The organism is Streptomyces sp. NPDC018031, assembly GCF_044327625.1.
Taxonomy (GTDB): Bacteria; Actinomycetota; Actinomycetes; order Streptomycetales; family Streptomycetaceae; genus Streptomyces.
Window position 1 is genome coordinate 321,505 of sequence record NZ_JBIRFT010000001.1, and the last position, 16,359, is coordinate 337,863.

At 72.6% G+C, this 16,359-nt stretch carries 13 protein-coding genes and 1 pseudogene; 7 read left to right on the top strand and 7 right to left on the bottom strand.

The window, feature by feature from the left end:
- Positions 1–19: 19 nt before the first annotated feature.
- The gene (locus ACH4B3_RS01285; RefSeq protein WP_398460637.1) at positions 20–856 is read left to right on the top strand and encodes a carbohydrate ABC transporter permease; all 837 of its coding nucleotides are present in this window, start codon (positions 20–22) and stop codon (positions 854–856) included.
- 84 nt (positions 857–940) lie between these two features.
- On the top strand, positions 941–1,642 hold the full coding sequence (locus tag ACH4B3_RS01290; protein WP_398460638.1) for a helix-turn-helix domain-containing protein: 702 nt from the start codon (positions 941–943) through the stop codon (positions 1,640–1,642).
- Positions 1,643–1,734: 92 nt separating this feature from the next.
- On the opposite strand, the gene ACH4B3_RS01295 is transcribed toward ACH4B3_RS01290, so the two are convergent.
- Together ACH4B3_RS01295 and ACH4B3_RS01300 are read right to left on the bottom strand one after the other, a co-directional pair.
- On the bottom strand, positions 1,735–2,865 hold the full coding sequence (locus ACH4B3_RS01295; RefSeq protein WP_398460639.1) for a hypothetical protein: 1,131 nt from the start codon (positions 2,863–2,865) through the stop codon (positions 1,735–1,737).
- On the bottom strand, positions 2,856–4,091 hold the full coding sequence (locus ACH4B3_RS01300) for a hypothetical protein (RefSeq protein ID WP_398460640.1): 1,236 nt from the start codon (positions 4,089–4,091) through the stop codon (positions 2,856–2,858). The genes ACH4B3_RS01295 and ACH4B3_RS01300 overlap by 10 nt, the downstream gene beginning before the upstream one ends.
- A 138-nt stretch (positions 4,092–4,229) precedes the next feature.
- On the opposite strand from ACH4B3_RS01300, the gene ACH4B3_RS01305 reads away from it, so the two are divergent.
- Positions 4,230–4,910 carry a helix-turn-helix domain-containing protein gene (locus ACH4B3_RS01305; protein WP_398460641.1) on the top strand — a complete coding sequence of 227 codons (681 nt, stop codon included), beginning with the start codon at positions 4,230–4,232 and terminating at the stop codon, positions 4,908–4,910.
- A gap of 346 nt (positions 4,911–5,256) precedes the next feature.
- On the opposite strand, the gene ACH4B3_RS01310 is transcribed toward ACH4B3_RS01305, so the two are convergent.
- The gene (locus ACH4B3_RS01310) at positions 5,257–6,267 is read right to left on the bottom strand and encodes a quinone oxidoreductase family protein (protein WP_398460642.1); all 1,011 of its coding nucleotides are present in this window, start codon (positions 6,265–6,267) and stop codon (positions 5,257–5,259) included.
- 173 nt (positions 6,268–6,440) lie between these two features.
- On the opposite strand from ACH4B3_RS01310, the pseudogene ACH4B3_RS01315 reads away from it, so the two are divergent.
- Positions 6,441–6,620, top strand: a pseudogene (locus ACH4B3_RS01315) (DDE-type integrase/transposase/recombinase); the annotation flags it as partial.
- Positions 6,621–6,860: 240 nt separating this feature from the next.
- Here the strand turns inward: ACH4B3_RS01315 and ACH4B3_RS01320 are convergent.
- Both ACH4B3_RS01320 and ACH4B3_RS01325 read right to left on the bottom strand, forming a co-directional pair.
- Positions 6,861–7,706 (bottom strand): alpha/beta fold hydrolase, encoded by an 846-nt coding sequence (locus ACH4B3_RS01320; protein ID WP_398460643.1) that lies wholly within the window; start codon positions 7,704–7,706, stop codon positions 6,861–6,863.
- 91 nt (positions 7,707–7,797) lie between these two features.
- A complete protein-coding gene (locus ACH4B3_RS01325) occupies positions 7,798–8,823 on the bottom strand; it encodes an ATP-dependent 6-phosphofructokinase (RefSeq protein WP_398460644.1) in 1,026 nt (341 codons plus the stop codon).
- Positions 8,824–9,119: 296 nt separating this feature from the next.
- On the opposite strand from ACH4B3_RS01325, the gene pta reads away from it, so the two are divergent.
- The 3 genes from pta (at position 9,120) to pyk (ending at position 14,104) form a co-directional block, all read left to right on the top strand.
- Entirely contained in the window at positions 9,120–11,264 is a 2,145-nt protein-coding gene (gene pta / locus ACH4B3_RS01330) for a phosphate acetyltransferase (RefSeq protein WP_398460645.1), read from the top strand.
- 199 nt (positions 11,265–11,463) lie between these two features.
- Complete coding sequence (locus tag ACH4B3_RS01335; RefSeq protein WP_398460646.1) at positions 11,464–12,618, top strand: acetate kinase; 1,155 nt, start codon at positions 11,464–11,466, stop codon at positions 12,616–12,618.
- Between the two features lie 61 nt (positions 12,619–12,679).
- Entirely contained in the window at positions 12,680–14,104 is a 1,425-nt protein-coding gene (gene pyk / locus ACH4B3_RS01340) for a pyruvate kinase (protein ID WP_398460647.1), read from the top strand.
- Between the two features lie 242 nt (positions 14,105–14,346).
- On the opposite strand, the gene ACH4B3_RS01345 is transcribed toward pyk, so the two are convergent.
- Together ACH4B3_RS01345 and ACH4B3_RS01350 are read right to left on the bottom strand one after the other, a co-directional pair.
- On the bottom strand, positions 14,347–15,720 hold the full coding sequence (locus ACH4B3_RS01345) for a hydrogenase expression protein HypF (protein ID WP_398460648.1): 1,374 nt from the start codon (positions 15,718–15,720) through the stop codon (positions 14,347–14,349).
- Positions 15,695–16,267, bottom strand: coding sequence for a DUF6114 domain-containing protein (locus ACH4B3_RS01350; protein WP_398460649.1), 573 nt, complete (start codon positions 16,265–16,267; stop codon positions 15,695–15,697). Before ACH4B3_RS01350 ends, ACH4B3_RS01345 begins: the two co-directional genes overlap by 26 nt.
- Between the last annotated feature and the right edge of the window lie 92 nt (positions 16,268–16,359).

Here is a 16,359-nt window from a genome sequence, read left to right on the forward strand (position 1 = left end):
TGTCGAGTACGGAGGTGGCATGTCCTCATTGACCGACCGCCGCACCCGCCGGCGGCTGGCGGCGGACGCCGCGCTGCTGGCGGTGGCGGCGGCCTTCGTGGTCCCGCTGCTGTGGCTGGTGCTGGCCTCGGTGGACCGGGAGGCGACCCTGCGGGTGGCCGCGCCCGGCTCCCCGACCACGGACAACTTCTCGGCGGTGTGGACGGACGAGATCACGTTCACGCCGATGCTCAACAGTCTGCTGCTGTGCGGCGGGGCGGCGGTGGTCACGGTGGGCTGCGCCGCGCTGGCGGCGTACCCGCTGTCCCGGTACCGGTCCCGGCTGGTCCGCCCCTATCTCCTGACGGTGCTCTTCAGCACCTGCCTGCCGATCACCGCGATCATGGTTCCGGTCTACGGTCTGTTCGTACAGGCCGATCTGATCGACACCGGCTACGGAACCGCGCTCTTCCTCGCCACGTCACAACTTCCGTTCGCGATCTGGTTGATGAAGAACTACATGGACGGGGTGCCGGTGGCCTTGGAGGAGGCGGCCTGGACGGACGGCGCCTCCTGGCTCCAGTCGCTCACCCGGGTGATCCTCCCGCTGATGGGACCGGGAATCGCGGTGGTGTCGATCTACAGCTTCATCATGATGTGGGGGAACTTCTTTGTCCCCTTCATGCTGCTGCTGTCTCCCGATCAACTCCCGGCCTCGGTCAGTATCTTCACTTTCTTCGGCAACTACGGCTCCATCGCATACGGGCAGCTCGCCGCGTTCTCGATTCTGTACTCGACACCCGTGGTTCTGCTGTACGTCATGATCGCGCGGCGGCTGGGCGGCGGTTTCGCGCTCGGCGGGGCGGTGAAGGGGTGAGGCCGGTCACCGGACGGTGGCAGGGTCATGACGTTGTCATAGCGTGATCAGACAAACATACGGTTCTGCCGATACGGTTCGCCTGTGCACCCGTCCTATACGGCCGAGCCCCGCAACCCGTCATTTGATCCCAATGCCGCGCGCCAGCTCCGCGAGGCACTGGGAATGACCCACGCCCACGTCTCCTACGGCATTCACGCCGCCTACGGACTGCAGGTTCCGCCGGCCGTGGTGGCCGCCTGGGAACTGGGTGAGGCATTTCCCAACGAGACGGAGCTGATGGCCCTCGCCGGGGCCCTGTGGTGTTCGCCGGGTGATCTGCTGGGCGCCCCCAGCACCCTGCGCGAACACCGGGTGGCCCAGGGCCTGGCCCCCATCGACGTCGCGATGCGCATCGGCATGGACGCCCAGGAATACGAGCGCATGGAACAGTCCGGCAAGTGGACCGGCAACGACAACCAGGCCGGCAAACTCGCCGAGGTCCTCAATCTGCCGCTGCGCCCGTTCTTCCAGGTGACCGGGCGGGACAAGCGCCTGGCCGAACTGCTGCAATCGGCGGTCGACACCCGCTGGCAGGCGTATGTGAAGAAGATCGGCAAGCTGGTCCCGCTGCCCAAGCCGCAGCTGGAGGCCGCCCTGAAGTCCCTGCACTCCGACTACCAGTCCAGGATCGCCGCGACCCTCAGCCGGGGCGCGGTGGCGGACAACGCCGCGGCCGACGCACGGGAGTTCCTGGAGCACATCGTGGACCACTTCTGGGAGCGGGCGGAGCGCGCCGGCGGGTGACCGCCGCGCCCCGGCGGGCCCGCCCCCCGGGGCGGCGGCCGTCGTCGCGCACCGCCGGCCCCGGGGGTCCGGCGCACCGGCCCGCCGGGCGGTCACCCGGCCGGCACCACCGGCACCGCGCAGCCGCGGGCCTTCGCCGAACGCTCCGCGAACGCCCGCAGGGCGGTCCGCTCGTACTCCAGGTCCAGCGGCCTGGTCTGCCGGTCCTTCCCGTCCAGCTCGATCATGTACAGGGCGGGCTCGCCACCGCCCGGGCAGTCGGCGCTGGTCCAGTAGCCGCTCTTGCCCAGCCGCCCGGCGGGCTTGTCGGCGGGGGTGACGTTCTCGTAGTCGTAGTCGCGGGTGTAGCGCGCCCTGGCCTCCTCGGCGAACGGCCCGTAGAACGCGTGCGCCTTGAAGCGCGGGGAGCCGTCCCGGGTGCCGAGCGCGCACACCTCGTGCAGCCCCCGGTCCCGGTCGGTCTCCCGGGCGGTGGAGATGCCCAGCCGCCGGGCCCCCGGCGGCACGCCCCGGCAGGTGCCCTCGGCGTCCAGCAGCGGCTCGTACTCGTCCGGGCCGACCGGCAGGCCGACGGACGGGGCCGGGTCGCCCAGGCGGGCGCCGCAGCCCCAGTGTCCGTCGGCGCCGGCGGCGGTGGCCGTCGCGACCCGGACGAACGCCGGGCGGGCGGCCGGGTCGTCCACGGTGGCGTCCGTCAGCTCCGTCTCCACCGTGACGAGCAGCCCGCCGCGGCCCTTCGCGCAGTCCAGCGCCAGGGTGGTGGTCGCCTTCCCGTCGTCGTCACCGGGGCGCAGTGACGGGGAGCGGAAGGTGCCGGACCAGCCGTGGCCGACCGGCGCGGGCAGGACGTCCTGGTAGAGGCTGTCGGTGTAGAGGGTGTCCACCCCGTGCTCGCGCTGCGGCCTGGGGACGCCCCGGATGGTCACCGCCACCCGGCCGGTGCCCGCGGCGGTCACGGTGCAGCGGACGGACAGCTCGTTGCCCTCCGGGTCGCCGAACGAGCCCTGGGCCCCGCTCCCGTCCTCACCGCCGTCCACCACCTCCACCTCGCCGTCGCCGAGCACCTTCCGCACCTCGGCCACCGGGAGGACCCCGGCGCACGCCTCGTCCAGTGCGCGGTCGTCGCTGCCGGAGAGCCACACCAGGGCGCCGGCCACCGAGGCGGCGGCCACCGCCAGCGCGCCGGCGCCCTGCCACCGCCGCCGGGTCATCGTCAGTGCCATTCCTCGACCTCCCCGAGCAGCGTGGTGTCCCGGCAGTGCGCGGTGCGCGGCCAGCCGTGCTCGGCCGCCAGGTAGCGGTCCAGCACCGTGCGGGCCGTCTGCGACAGCCGTTCGCGGTCGGCCCGTTTCAGCACCACCCGCCCGACGACGCCGATCTCGGGGCTGACGGACACCCGGTGGTACGTCGGGCCGCCGTCGCACACCGAACGGGCCCACAGGGCGAGCCGGGGGTCCGAGGCGGCGCCGTCGATCTCCTCGTCGCCGCTCGAGCCCGGCCGCTCGCCGCCGGCCGGCAGGTCCCAGCCGGGTACCGCGCCGGATCCCTCGTACTCGTCGTACGCGCTCCGGCCGAGCGCCCCCGACCAGCTGGCCGCGCTGACCCCGGAGACCTCCCAGCGCTCGGGGCGGCCGGGGTCCTCGCCCTCCGTCCAGTGGCTCTCGCAGGCGTTGAGCACCGGGGAGTCCTGCTGGTCCCCGACGGTGGTCCAGGCGCCCTCGGCGACCGGCAGCGAACCGGCGACGCCGATCCAGTCGCAGCTGCGCTGGCTCCGTCCGCGGCCGTCGTCGTCGGAGACCGCGACGATGCTCTCCGGGCGGGGCAGCGGGTCGCCGCCGCAGCCCTGTTCGCGGGTGATGGTGTTCGCCACGTGGACGGCGGTGCGCAGGGTGGTGAGCGCGGACCGGTCCCAGCCGCGGTCGGTGCCGGGGGCGACGGTGGCGGTGACGTACAGGTCGGTGGTCTCCCGGGCCCGGCCGCGCAGTCCGCCGAGGCACTCGGTGACCAGCCAGCCGCCGTGCGGGCCGTACTGGCCGGTGATGCCGGGGGCGGCGTACAGGTGGGGTCCGCCGAGTCCGGCGAGTTCGTCCGCCCGCAGCTTCTGCGGGACCTCCGACAGCAGTGCCTCCGCGTGCACCGCGATCCTCCGCCCGTCGCCCCAGTCGAGCGTGCAGTCCAGCAGGGAGCGGCTCTGCCGCCCGGGGTCGAGCATGGTGCCGTACTCGCGGACCCGGCCCGGGCTGTCGCCGGGCACCAGTCCGCTCAGCTCGCGAGCCGGCAGCGCCCCCTTGCAGGCCCGCTGTACCTGACTTCTGTTCTCAGCCAGATGCCCGCTTCCTCCGCTTCCTCCGCCGTCCCGCAGCGTGAGCCAGCCGCCTCCGGCGACCACGGCGACGAGCACGCCTAACGCCGTGTTGCGCAATCGGGTACGGGCCCAGAACCGTCGCATCCCCGCTCCTCGTTACCCTTCAGTTCAGGCCATGATCAGGCCGTGGAGGGTACACCAGGTCCGTACGTTCGTACGACTCGAGGGCTTGGTTGTTCGGCGACTGTTCCGAGGATCGGTACCGCACCTACGGTGTGCCGCGTGCACCAGCCTCCGCCGCCCTTCGACGCCACCGCCGCCCGCCGTATGCGCGAGGCACTCAACATGACCTGGGCGCATGTCGCGCACGGCATGTGGGCGGCGTACGGCCTGCGGGTGCCGCCGGCCACCGTGGCGGCCTGGGAGAACGGCGAGTCGGCGCCCGGCACCGCCGAACTGGCCGCGCTGGCCGGAGCGCTGTGGTGCGCCCCGGGCGATCTGATGGCCGCCCCGACCAACCTCCGCGAGCACCGGATGGCGCGCGGGCTGGCCGCCGACGACGTCGCCCGCCGGATCGGCATGGAGCCGGCGGTCTACCAGGAGGCGGAGCGGACCGGCCGCTGGCGCGGCGGCGAACGGCACGACGCGCTGCTCGGCGAGGTGCTGGGACTGTCGCTGCCGGAGCAGTTCCGGGTGACCGGCCGCGGCGAGCGGCTGGCGGAGATGCTGCGCGGCGCGGTGACCACCCGCTGGCAGGCCTACGCCCGGCCGGTCGCCAGGCTGGTGCCGCTGCCCAGGAAGCGGATCGACACCGCCCTGGAGCGGCTGCACGCCGAGTACCAGTCGCGCATGGTGGCCTCCCTCAACTGGGGCGAAGGGGGCAGTGCGGCGGCGTCCGGGGACTCCGGCAAGCGGTTCCTGGGCGAACTGGTGGACCGGTTCTGGGAGCAGGTGCTGCCCTAGCCGGCTCCGCGCCGGGCCGGTCGGCCGTTCGGAGCCGCCCCGGAGCGAACCGGCGGACCGCCCGCCCCCACCACGCCGTATCGCGCCCCGCCGTGCCCCCTGCCAGCCACCGGCGGCGGACGGCGGGCCGGTGCGCCAGGGGTGTTCTGTCCCGGGAGGTCATGGACGGGTGAGCCAGGTCTCGGCTGAGGGATCTTGAAGGGGTGTGACCCGGATACGCCGGAAACCTGCCAGAACTTGACCTCGGCCTGCTTGAGTGCCTGACGCTGTCGGGGATCTCGGCGATGACGGTCGGCCCCGCCCTCGACATCTCAGTCTCCAAGATCCCCGACCTCGTCACCCGCGATCAGCTCTGCGTCTCCTCGCGGCGTCCAACAGCGGCCGCATCGGGTACGACGAGCAGCTTGCCGGTGGTACGCCGAGCCTCCAGATCGCTGTGGGCCTGGACGGCCTCGGACAACGCGTAGCGGCCCGTCACGGTGACCTCAAGCGCCTTGGAGCGCACCCACTCGAACACATCGGCGGCCCGTCGGAGCAGTTCGGACCGATCGGCGATGAAGTCCCCGAGGCTGGGCCGGATCAGGGTCAGCGAACCGCCTTGGGCGAGCCGAATCGGATCAAACGGCGGCACGGCACCACTTGCCGCGCCGAAGAGCACGAGATGGCCGCGGGTTCGCAGGCTGGCGAGGCTCGCCTCGAAGGTGTGCGCGCCGACACCGTCGAAGACAACCGGCAGTCCCTCACCGCCGTTGAGCCGCCTCACCTCGGCCGCGAGATCGTCGACCGCGGAGGAAAGGATCACCTCGGCGGCCCCGGCACGCTTCGCCAGCTCGGCCTTCGCCGTGGTCGACGTCGTGCCGATCACCCTGCCGCCGAGATGGGTGATGAGCTGGGTCAAAAGCAGCCCCATGCCACCGGCAGCCGCATGCACGAGCACCGTGTCGCCCCCCTGAACCGGGTAGGCGTCCTTGACGAGATAGTGCGCGGTCATGCCTTGGAGGAGCACGGCGGCGGCTGTCTCGAAGCCGATATCGTCGGGCAGCGGCACCAGCCGGGAGGAGTCCACGACGGCCCGCTCGGCATACGTGCCGGGAATCTCCACCCAACCGACCCGATCCCCGACTGCGACGTCAGCGACGCCGGGTCCGACTTCGACGACCGTGCCGGCGCCCTCAGAGCCCGGGGTGAAGGGCAGCGGGAGGCTGTACCGGCCCTCGCGGTGGTAGACGTCGAGGAAGTTGACCCCGGATGCGGCGACCTCCACGACCGCCTCGCCCGGACCCGGCCGCGGCTGGTCCACCTCGGCCTCCTGCAGCACCTCGGGACCGCCCACTTCGTACACCTGAATCGCTCGCATGACCCCTCCAATAACGGCTCATCCCCCACCAACCCCGTTGATGGCGATCCGATTCCCGGCAAGCAGACCAGCCCACCGCCCCCGCCGAGAGCCGAGACGCCTGCTGCGCACCCGGGTCTGGGACAGGAGACCGAGGCCGTCAAGGGTCCAGGACCCGCAGGAACGCCGGCTACAGCTACCTGCACACCGCCGTCGACGACCACTCCCGCCTCGCCTACAGCGAGATCCACGCGGACGAGGAGAAGGAGACCGCCACCGCCTTCTGGCGACGGGCCCACGCCTTCTTCACCGGCGCTGGGATCACCGTCGAACGGGTTCCGACCGACAACGGCTCCTGCTGCCGCTCACGCGCAGCGCCCGGGCGAGGGCGTTCACGCTGCGCTGCAGCGGCGTCGCGTCCTCCGCGTCCTCGTGGAACGAGAGCCATCCTTCGTCGGACGCGCCACGCTGACGCGGCCGGCGAGGCGCTCGATCTCCCGGAGGTAGTCCGGTTCGCCCAGCTCGGGTGAGGTCATGACCCGAGTCCCGCACCTCGCCGGCCGGCGCCGGCACCGGTTGCCGGTCCGCCCCGCGGCACGGTGCGCACCGCGGGATCACGGTGCCAGGCCCCGGCCCGCCGCGCCGGCGGGGACCCGGCCGGCGGCGGCCAGGAAGCCGAGGATGATCTCCAGCCACTCCGCGGGCCGCTCCGCGAAGGGCAGGTGGCCGCTGGCCAGCCCGGTCAGCCGGGCCCCCGGGATGGCGTCCGCGAGTTCCCGGTGGAGGGCGGGGGTGACCAGGCTGTCCTGGGTCGTGGAGACGACGAGGGTGGGCACCGTGAGGCGGGGCAGGTCGTCGCGGACGTCGACCGCGTCGATCAGGTCCAGGTGGTCCGCCGTACCGGCCGGGACGCCGGCCGCGGCACCCCGCAGGGCGGCGTCGACGTCGTCCGCGCCGAGGCCGTCCAGGGTGGGCGCGCCCATGCCGACCAGGAGTCCGAAGGCGGCCAGGCGCCCGGCGTCCCCCGAGTCCAGGAGGTCGCGCCACAGCCGCACCGCGAGCCGCAGCCGGGGGTTGGGCGCGGCGAAGCTCGCGGTGAGCACGAGCGCGGTGACCCGGTCCGGGTGGCGGGTGGCCGCGCGGACGGCCACCGGCCCGCCCAGCGAGTACCCGGAGACGGCGAACGTCTCCAGCCCTTCCTCCACGGCGGTGGCGACCAGTGCGTCGGCCAGCCCGTCGAGGGAGAGCGGGGAGGTGGCGCGCGGGGTGCGCCCGGTGCCGGGGAAGTCCGGGCCGACCACGGTGTGGTGGGCGGCCAGACCGTCCATCAGCGGCCCGTAGTTGGGGTCGATACCGCCGCCCGCGCCGTGGGCGAGCAGCAGGCCGGGTCCCGCGCCGCGGACCACGCGGCCGAGCGAGGAGACGGGCGGGACGGACGGGACGGTGGTGTGTGAGGTCATGCCGCGACGCTAGGACCTGACACGGGTGTCAGGGTCAAGGCGGCCCGGCCGCTGCCGCGCCGGGGGCCGCGGACGCCGGTGCGGCCACCGGTCAGAAGACCGACTCCGCCTCGTACATCCGGTCGGCGGGCACGGTCTTCAGCTCGGTCACCGCGTGCGCGATCGGCACCAGGTGGATCTCCGTGCCGCGCAGCGCCGTCATCATGCCGAAGTCGCCGTTGTGCGCGGCCTCCACGGCGTGCCAGCCGAAGCGGGTGGCGAGGACCCGGTCGTAGGCGGTCGGCACGCCACCGCGCTGGACATGGCCGAGGATCACCGGGCGGGCCTCCTTGCCCAGCCGCCGCTCCAGCTCGACCGCGAGCCGGTTGCCGATGCCGGCGAAGCGCTCGTGGCCGTACTGGTCGATCTCGCCCTTCTGGTAGTCCATCGACCCCTCGGCGGGGTGGGCGCCCTCGGCGACGCAGATGACCGCGAACTTCTTGCCGCGGGCGAACCGCTCCTCGACCATCTTCACCAGGTCGTCGACCTCGAAGGGCCGCTCCGGCAGGCAGATGCCGTGCGCGCCGGCGGCCATCCCGGACTCCAGCGCGATCCAGCCCGCGTGCCGTCCCATCACCTCCACCACCATCACCCGCTGGTGGGACTCGGCGGTGGTCTTCAGCCGGTCCATCGCCTCGGTGGCCACGCCGACCGCGGTGTCGAAGCCGAAGGTGCGGTCGGTGGAGGAGATGTCGTTGTCGATGGTCTTCGGCACGCCGACCACCGGCAGACCGGAGTCGGAGAGCATCCGGGCCGCGGTCAGGGTGCCCTCGCCGCCGATCGGGATGAGTACGTCGATCCCGTAGTCGCGGGCGAGTTCCTTGGACGCGTCGCACGCCTCGCGGAGCCGGGCCCGCTCCAGCCGGGAGGAGCCGAGGATGGTGCCGCCGCGGGCCAGGATGCCGCTGACCGCTTCCAGGTCGAGCCTGCGGTGGCGGCCTTCCAGCAGACCCCGGAAGCCGTCCTCGAAGCCGATGACCTCGTCTCCGTGTCCGGCCACCGCCCGGTGCACGACGGACCGGATCACAGCGTTGAGGCCCGGGCAGTCGCCGCCTGCGGTGAGAACTCCGATGCGCATCGTGCTGTGTCTCCTGCTCCCGACTGGTACCTGTGAGCCAGTCCGATTGTTTCACGGGCCGGAGTGTGCCGCGTCACCACACTGGCGAGCGCACTATCCGGGGGCGCGGGTATTGTCAAGAGGAAACAAGAGCGAAGAAGCATTCTCGTGGCGCATTCCGGTGGTGTCATGTTCGGCTCGGCCGCGGGCGGCCTCCGGGATGCCCGCGGTGCGCGCCGACCGGGGGCCCCACGCGTGCCCGCGCACAGCCCGGGAACCATCCACTTCACCAGCAGTCAACGGATCGGAGAGCACGCGTGACACGCAGCGTGTACGTGACCGGGATCGACCGTGGCGACGGCCGTCAGGTCGTCGAGCTGGGGGTCATGGAGCTCCTGACCCGCCATGTCGACCGGGTGGGCGTCTTCCGCCCCCTGGTGCACGACAACCCCGACCGCCTCTTCGACCTGCTGCGGGCCCGCTACCGGCTCAGCCAGCCGCCCGAGACGGCGTACGGCATCAGCTACGAGGAGGCCGCCGCGCTGCAGGCCGAGCGGGGCACCGACGAACTGGTCGCGGAGCTGGTCGACCGCTTCCACGCGGTCGCCCGGGAGTACGAGTACGTGCTGGTGCTGGGCAGCGACTACGCCGCCACCAGCCTCCCCGACGAGCTGGGGCTCAACGCCCGGCTGGCCAACGAGTTCGGCGCCTCGGTGATCACCGTGGTCGGCGGCCAGGACCAGACCGAGGAGTCGGTGCGCGCCGAGGCCCGCAACGCCTACCGCGCCTACCGGGCCCAGGGCTGCGACGTGGCGGCGCTGGTGGTGAACCGGGTCGCCCCCGAGGACCGGGCGGCGATCGCGGAGCGGCTGGCCGCCCGGCTGCCGGTGCCCTGCTACGCGCTGCCCGAGGACGGCTCGCTCTCCGCCCCCACCGTCTCCCAGGTGGTGCGCGCGCTCGACGCGGTGGTACTGCTGGGCGACGACGCGGGGCTCTCCCGCGACGTCCGCGACTTCGTCTTCGGCGGCGCCATGCTGCCCTCCTTCCTGCCCGCGCTGACCGACGGCTGCCTGGTGGTGACCCCCGGCGACCGGGCGGACCTGATCATCGGCGCGCTCGCCGCGCACAGCGCCGGCGCCCCGGCGATAGCCGGGGTGCTGCTCACCCTCGACGAGCGGCCCGGCCCGGACATCCTGGCGCTCGCCTCCCGACTGGCGCCGGGCACCCCGGTGGTGTCGGTGCCCGGCCGCAGCTTCCCCACCGCCGAACAGCTGTTCTCCCTGGAGGGCAAGCTGCACGCGGGCACCCCGCGCAAGGCCGAGACCGCGCTGGGGCTCTTCGAGCGCCACGTCGACACCGCGGAGCTGACGAACCGGATCGCGGTGGCCCGCTCCGGCCGGGTCACCCCGATGATGTTCGAGCACGAGCTGATCGAGCGGTCGCGCTCGGACCGCCGCCGGGTGGTGCTCCCGGAGGGCACCGAGGAGCGGGTGCTGCGCGCCGCGGACGTACTGCTCCGCCGCGACGTGTGCGAGCTGACCCTGCTGGGCGCGGAGGACACGGTCCGCAAGCGCGCCGCCGAACTCGGCATCCAACTGGGTGACGCGCAGATCGTCGACCCGCAGACCTCGCCGCTGCGGGAACGGTTCGCCGAGCGGTACGCCGAGTTCCGCGCCCACAAGGGCGTCTCCTACGAGCTGGCGTACGACGTGGTCGCCGACGTGTCGTACTTCGGCACCCTGATGGTCCAGGAGGGGCTGGCCGACGGCATGGTCTCCGGTGCGGTGCACTCCACCGCGGCCACGATCCGTCCCGCCTTCGAGATCATCAAGACCGCGCCGGGCGCCCAGATCGTCTCCTCGGTCTTCTTCATGTGCCTGGCCGACCGGGTCCTGGTGTACGGCGACTGCGCGGTCAACCCGGACCCGAACGCCGAACAGCTGGCCGACATCGCCATCCAGTCGGCGGCCACCGCCGCCCAGTTCGGCGTGGAGCCGCGGATCGCGATGCTGTCCTACTCCACCGGGACCTCCGGGTCCGGCGCGGACGTCGACAAGGTGCGCAAGGCCACCGAGCTGGTCCGGGAACGGCGACCGGACCTGCTGGTGGAAGGGCCGATCCAGTACGACGCGGCGGTCGACCCGGCGGTCGCGGCGACCAAGCTGCCGGGCTCGCGGGTCGCGGGCCGGGCCACGGTGCTGGTCTTCCCGGACCTCAACACCGGCAACAACACCTACAAGGCCGTGCAGCGGTCGGCCGGCGCGGTGGCGGTCGGCCCGGTGCTCCAGGGGCTGCGCAAACCGGTGAACGACCTCTCGCGCGGCGCGCTGGTCCAGGACATCGTCAACACCGTCTCGATCACCGCCGTGCAGGCACAGAGCCAGGAGCGGCCGCGGCAGTCGCAGGCCCACCCGTCTCCCACCACCACCCTCAATCGAGACCCTTCGGGCCACCCCCGATGACACCCGTCTCCCACCACCACCCTCAATCGAGACCCTTCGGGCCACCCCCGATGACACCCGTCTCCCACCACCACCCTCAACCGAGACCCCTCGGGCCACCCCCGGTGAACCCGGCGCCCGCCCGATGACACCCGCCGACCCGTCCCCGTCCCCGGCCGCGCCCCGCGGCTCCGTCCCTGAACCAGAAGGACACCTCCGCGTGAACGGCTCCCGAGTCCTCGTCCTCAACTCCGGCTCCTCCTCCCTGAAGTACCAGCTGCTGGACATGGCGGTCCCCGAGGGGGCGGACCGGCTCGCCTCCGGCATCGTGGAGCGCATCGGCGACGGCCCGGTCGCCGACCACGAGGCGGCGCTGAAGCAGGTCGCCGAGGAGCTGGGCCGGCAGGGCCTGGGACTGGACTCCCCGGCGCTGGCCGCGGTCGGCCACCGGGTGGTGCACGGCGGCACCCGGTTCGCCGCGCCCACGCTGATCGACGACGCGGTGCTCGCCGAGATCGAGAAGCTGGTGCCGCTGGCACCGCTGCACAACCCGGCGAACATCTCCGGCATCAAGGTGGCCCGGGGGCTGCGTCCGGACCTGCCGCAGGTCGCGGTCTTCGACACCGCGTTCCACTCGACCATGCCGGAGGCGGCCGCCCGGTACGCCGTCGACATCGACACCGCCGACCGCTTCGGGGTGCGCCGCTACGGCTTCCACGGCACCTCGCACGCCTACGTCTCCCGGGCCACCGCCCGGCTGCTGGGCAAGGACCCGGCCGAGGTCAACACGATCGTGCTGCACCTGGGGAACGGCGCCAGCGCCTCCGCCGTACGCGGCGGGGTGTGCGTGGACACCTCCATGGGCCTGACCCCGCTGGAGGGCCTGGTGATGGGCACCCGCTCCGGCGACATCGACCCGGCCGCCATCTTCCACCTGGCGCGGGTCGGCGGGATGTCCACCGACGAGATCGACACCCTGCTCAACAAGCGCAGCGGGCTCGTCGGCCTGTGCGGGGACAACGACATGCGGGAGATCGGCCGCCGGATGGGCGAGGGTGACGAGGCCGCACAGCTCGCCTTCGACATCTACGTCCACCGGCTGCGCAAGTATGTGGGCGCGTACACCGCGGTGCTCGGCCGGGTGGACGCCATCGCGTTCACGGCCGGTGTCGGGGAGAACTCCGCCGCGGTGCGGGAAGCCGCGCTGCGCGGACTGGACGCGCTGGGCGTCGAGGTGGACGCGGTGCGGAACGCCATCCGGGGTTCCTCGGCCCGGCTGATCTCGGCGCAGCGCAGCCGGGTGGCCGTGGCCGTGGTGCCCACCGACGAGGAGCTGGAGATCGCCACTCAGACGTTTGCCCTGGTCAACCGCTAGGCATTGGTTCTTCGCACAGCTCAAAAATTCCGCTACGAAACAAACCGATAGGATCTGCCTCATGCGCCGTTCCAAAATCGTCTGCACCCTGGGCCCTGCCGTCGACTCCTACGAGCAGCTGAAGACGCTGATCGAGGCCGGCATGAACGTGGCCCGTTTCAACATGAGCCACGGCACCCACGCGGAACACGCGGAGCGCTACCACCGCCTCCGCAAGGCGTGCGAGGAGACCGGGCACGCGGTCGGTGTGCTCGCCGACCTGCAGGGGCCCAAGATCCGCCTGGAGACCTTCGCCGAGGGCCCGGTGGAGCTGGTGCGCGGTGACGAGTTCACCATCACCACCGAGGACGTGCCCGGGGACCGGACCATCTGCGGCACCACCTACAAGGGGCTGCCCGGCGACGTCACCAAGGGCGACCAGGTCCTCATCAACGACGGCAACGTGGAACTGCGGGTCACCGCGGTCGAGGGCGCCCAGGTGCGCACCATCGTCATCGAGGGCGGGGTGATCTCCGACCACAAGGGCATCAACCTCCCCGGCGCGGCGGTCAACGTGCCCGCGCTGTCCGAGAAGGACATCGAGGACCTGCGGTTCGCCCTGGAGCTGGGCTGCGACATGGTCGCGCTGTCCTTCGTCCGGGACGCGGCCGACGTGCGCGACGTGCACCGCGTCATGGACGACGTGGGCCGCCGGGTGCCGGTGATCGCCAAGGTGGAGAAGCCGCAGGCGGTCGCGAACATGGAAGAGGTCGTGGCGGCCTTCGACGGCGTGATGGTGGCCCGCGGCGACCTGGCCGTGGAGTACCCGCTGGAGAAGGTCCCGATGGTGCAGAAGCGCCTGGTGGAGCTGTGCCGGCGGAACGCCAAGCCGGTGATCGTGGCGACCCAGATGATGGAGTCGATGATCACCAACTCGCGTCCCACCCGCGCCGAGGCGTCCGACGTGGCGAACGCGATCCTGGACGGCGCGGACGCGGTGATGCTCTCCGCCGAGTCCTCGGTGGGCCAGTTCCCGATCGAGACGGTCAAGACGATGTCGAAGATCGTCCAGGCCGCCGAGCAGGAGCTGCTCTCCAAGGGCCTCCAGCCCCTGGTGCCCGGCAAGAAGCCGCGCACCCAGGGCGGTTCGGTGGCCCGCGCCGCCGCCGAGATCGCCGACTTCCTGGGCGGCAAGGCGCTGATCGCCTTCACCAAGTCCGGTGACACCGCCCGCCGGCTCTCCCGCTACCGCGCCACGCAGCCCATCCTGGCCTTCACCACGGACGCGGCCACCCGCAACCAGCTCACCCTGAGCTGGGGCGTGGAGTCCTTCGTGGTGCCCTACGTCGACAACACCGACGCGATGGTGGACCTGGTCGACGCCGAGCTGCTCAAGCTCAACCGCTACGCCGAGGGCGACACCATGGTCATCACGGCCGGCTCGCCCCCCGGCGTCCCCGGCACCACCAACATGGTGCGGGTGCACCACCTGGGCGGCGAGGGCTGAGCCCCGCCCGGCGACCACTCACGGCATGACGGCCGTGGCCCGGCGCCCCCGCGAGGGGACCGCCGGGCCACGGCCGTTCCGCGCCGCCGGGCGGGGCGGCCGTCCGGCGTGCGGATCCCGCGAGGCGCGGGGCGGGGACGCCGTCGGGCGCCACCCCGGTCCCACCGGTGTGGCGCCCGACGGTACCGCCCCCGCGCGGGGGGCGGTACGGCTCCCGAACGGGTCCGTGGCGGCGGCCGGTGTCAGCCGCCCGTCTTGTACAGGTGCATGCCCGGTATGGTCAGGTCGCCCCCGAACTGGCCCGCCTGGACGACCTTCACCTTGGTGAAGAACAGCTCCGGCAGGGTCAGCGGCGGCGGGCTCTTCGGGCTGAAGGTCACCGGGATGAGGCCGAGCAGGTTGCCGCTCAGTTCCTCGGTGTACATCGTCACCGTGCCGTTGTCGATGGTGGAGGTGCTGCCCTTGCGGGCCTCCACGTGCGAGGTGGTGCCGCCGGGGCCGACGACCAGCTGGTGCAGGTCCCTGATGTCGATGCCGGTGGCGGTGAACTTCAGGACCTTCTTCACCTTGCCGCTGTAGGTCTTCACCTCGACGATGCCGTGGTAGTCCAGACCGTGCAGGTCGAGCCGGGAGCTCTGCAGGATCCACGGGTCCTCGGGCAGCAGCGCCTCGGTGGCCTCGCCCTTGGCGTTCTCGTACGCCTCGGCGTCGAACTCCGGGCAGGGGTAGCCGGCCGGGTCGTCCGCGTCCGGGGTGGCCGGGCCGGAGGGCTCGGGGTCCGCCTCGTCGGCCGAATCCTCGGCCCCGGCGGCGTCCTCGGTGTCCTCGGCGGCGTCCTCGGCGTCGGCGACCGCGTCCTTGGCCGCGTCGGTGGTGTCCCGGGCCGTCTCGTCGGTCTTCGGGGGCGCCTCCTCGGCGGTGCCGTCCGGCTCGGGAGCCTTGGTCGTGGGCTCAGCGGTGGCCGTCGGGGTGGGCTCCGGGGCCGGCTGCTGCGTGGCCGTCCCGCCGCCGGTGAAGAGGTCCTCGATCTTCTGCCCGAGACCCAGCGGGTCCCACGGGTCGTAGGTCTCCTCGGGGGCCGGGGCCGGGTCCGCGGGCTTCTCGGCGGCCGGCTCGCCGGCCGGGGCGTCCGCCTGGTCGCCGTCGTCCGGCCGGCCGGACGGCGCCGGCTCGGGCGTGTCCTTCCCGGCCGGTGCGTCCGGGGTGGAGCTGGGACCGGGGGACGGCTCGCCGCCGTCCTTGCCGCTGTCCCGGGACGGGGCGTCCTTGCCGTCGTCGGTGCCCTTGCCGTCCTTGCTCTTGTTGCCGTCCTTGCTCTCCTGGACGGCCTCGGCGTCCTGCGCGACCTCGTCGGAGCGGCTGACGCACGGACCGGCCTTGAACCGGTCCTCGGCCCGGGGGTTGGCGTTGGCGAGCTGGGGGGTGAGCCCCATGCCCATCAGCACGGCCGTCGGCATGGCGGCCAGGGCTATGGCCTTGCCCGCGGGCACCTGGAGCCGGGTGAGTACCGACTTCCGCGGAGCCGCGTGGCGCGGTCCCGACTTCGCACGGCGCGGGGCATCGGCCTCCGCTTCCCGTGCGCCCGGCTTCTCATCGCCCCGCACGGTGCCTCCCATTCGTGGTGTCCTGGTCCGCCGCGGCTCCGGCGGCGGCCGGCTCCGGCGCGTCCTCGGCGTCCATGTCGTCCAGGCCGTCCATGTCGTCCGCGCCGTCCCCGGCGGCCGGCGCCGTGGGGTCCGCCTTCTCGGCGGGCTTCGCCTTCGGCGCCTCGCCCGGCCCCCAGGCGGTGCTCATACCGCCGCCGAACAGCGCGAGCAGGAAGCCCAGCAGGAAGCCCCCGAAGTTGGAGACGACCAGTGAGACGAGTCCGAGCAGGATCGCGGCGACGCCCGCGAAGACCCGCACCGCCGGCTGGAACCACATGCTCACGCCCAGCACCATCAGCAGCACGCCGATGATCAGGGACGCCGATCCGGTGGTGGTGGCCATGCGGAGGGTCAGCTGACCCATGGTGAGGTTGGCGTAGGGGAAGTAGGCGATCGGCACCCCGGCCAGGAGCGTCAGCAGCCCCGCCCAGAACGGTCGCTGCCAGCGCCAGTTTCTGAAGCCCAGACGCCAACTGGTCAATCGGTTCACTCGCGCCCCCGGCGACACGGCACTCATCGAAAACAGCTCCCTGGGGCTGGCCGATCTTCTCGATCGGAAGTCTTCCTGCGTAGTGACGGCTCTGAGCGAGTACGGGTGAGGGGCGGAAT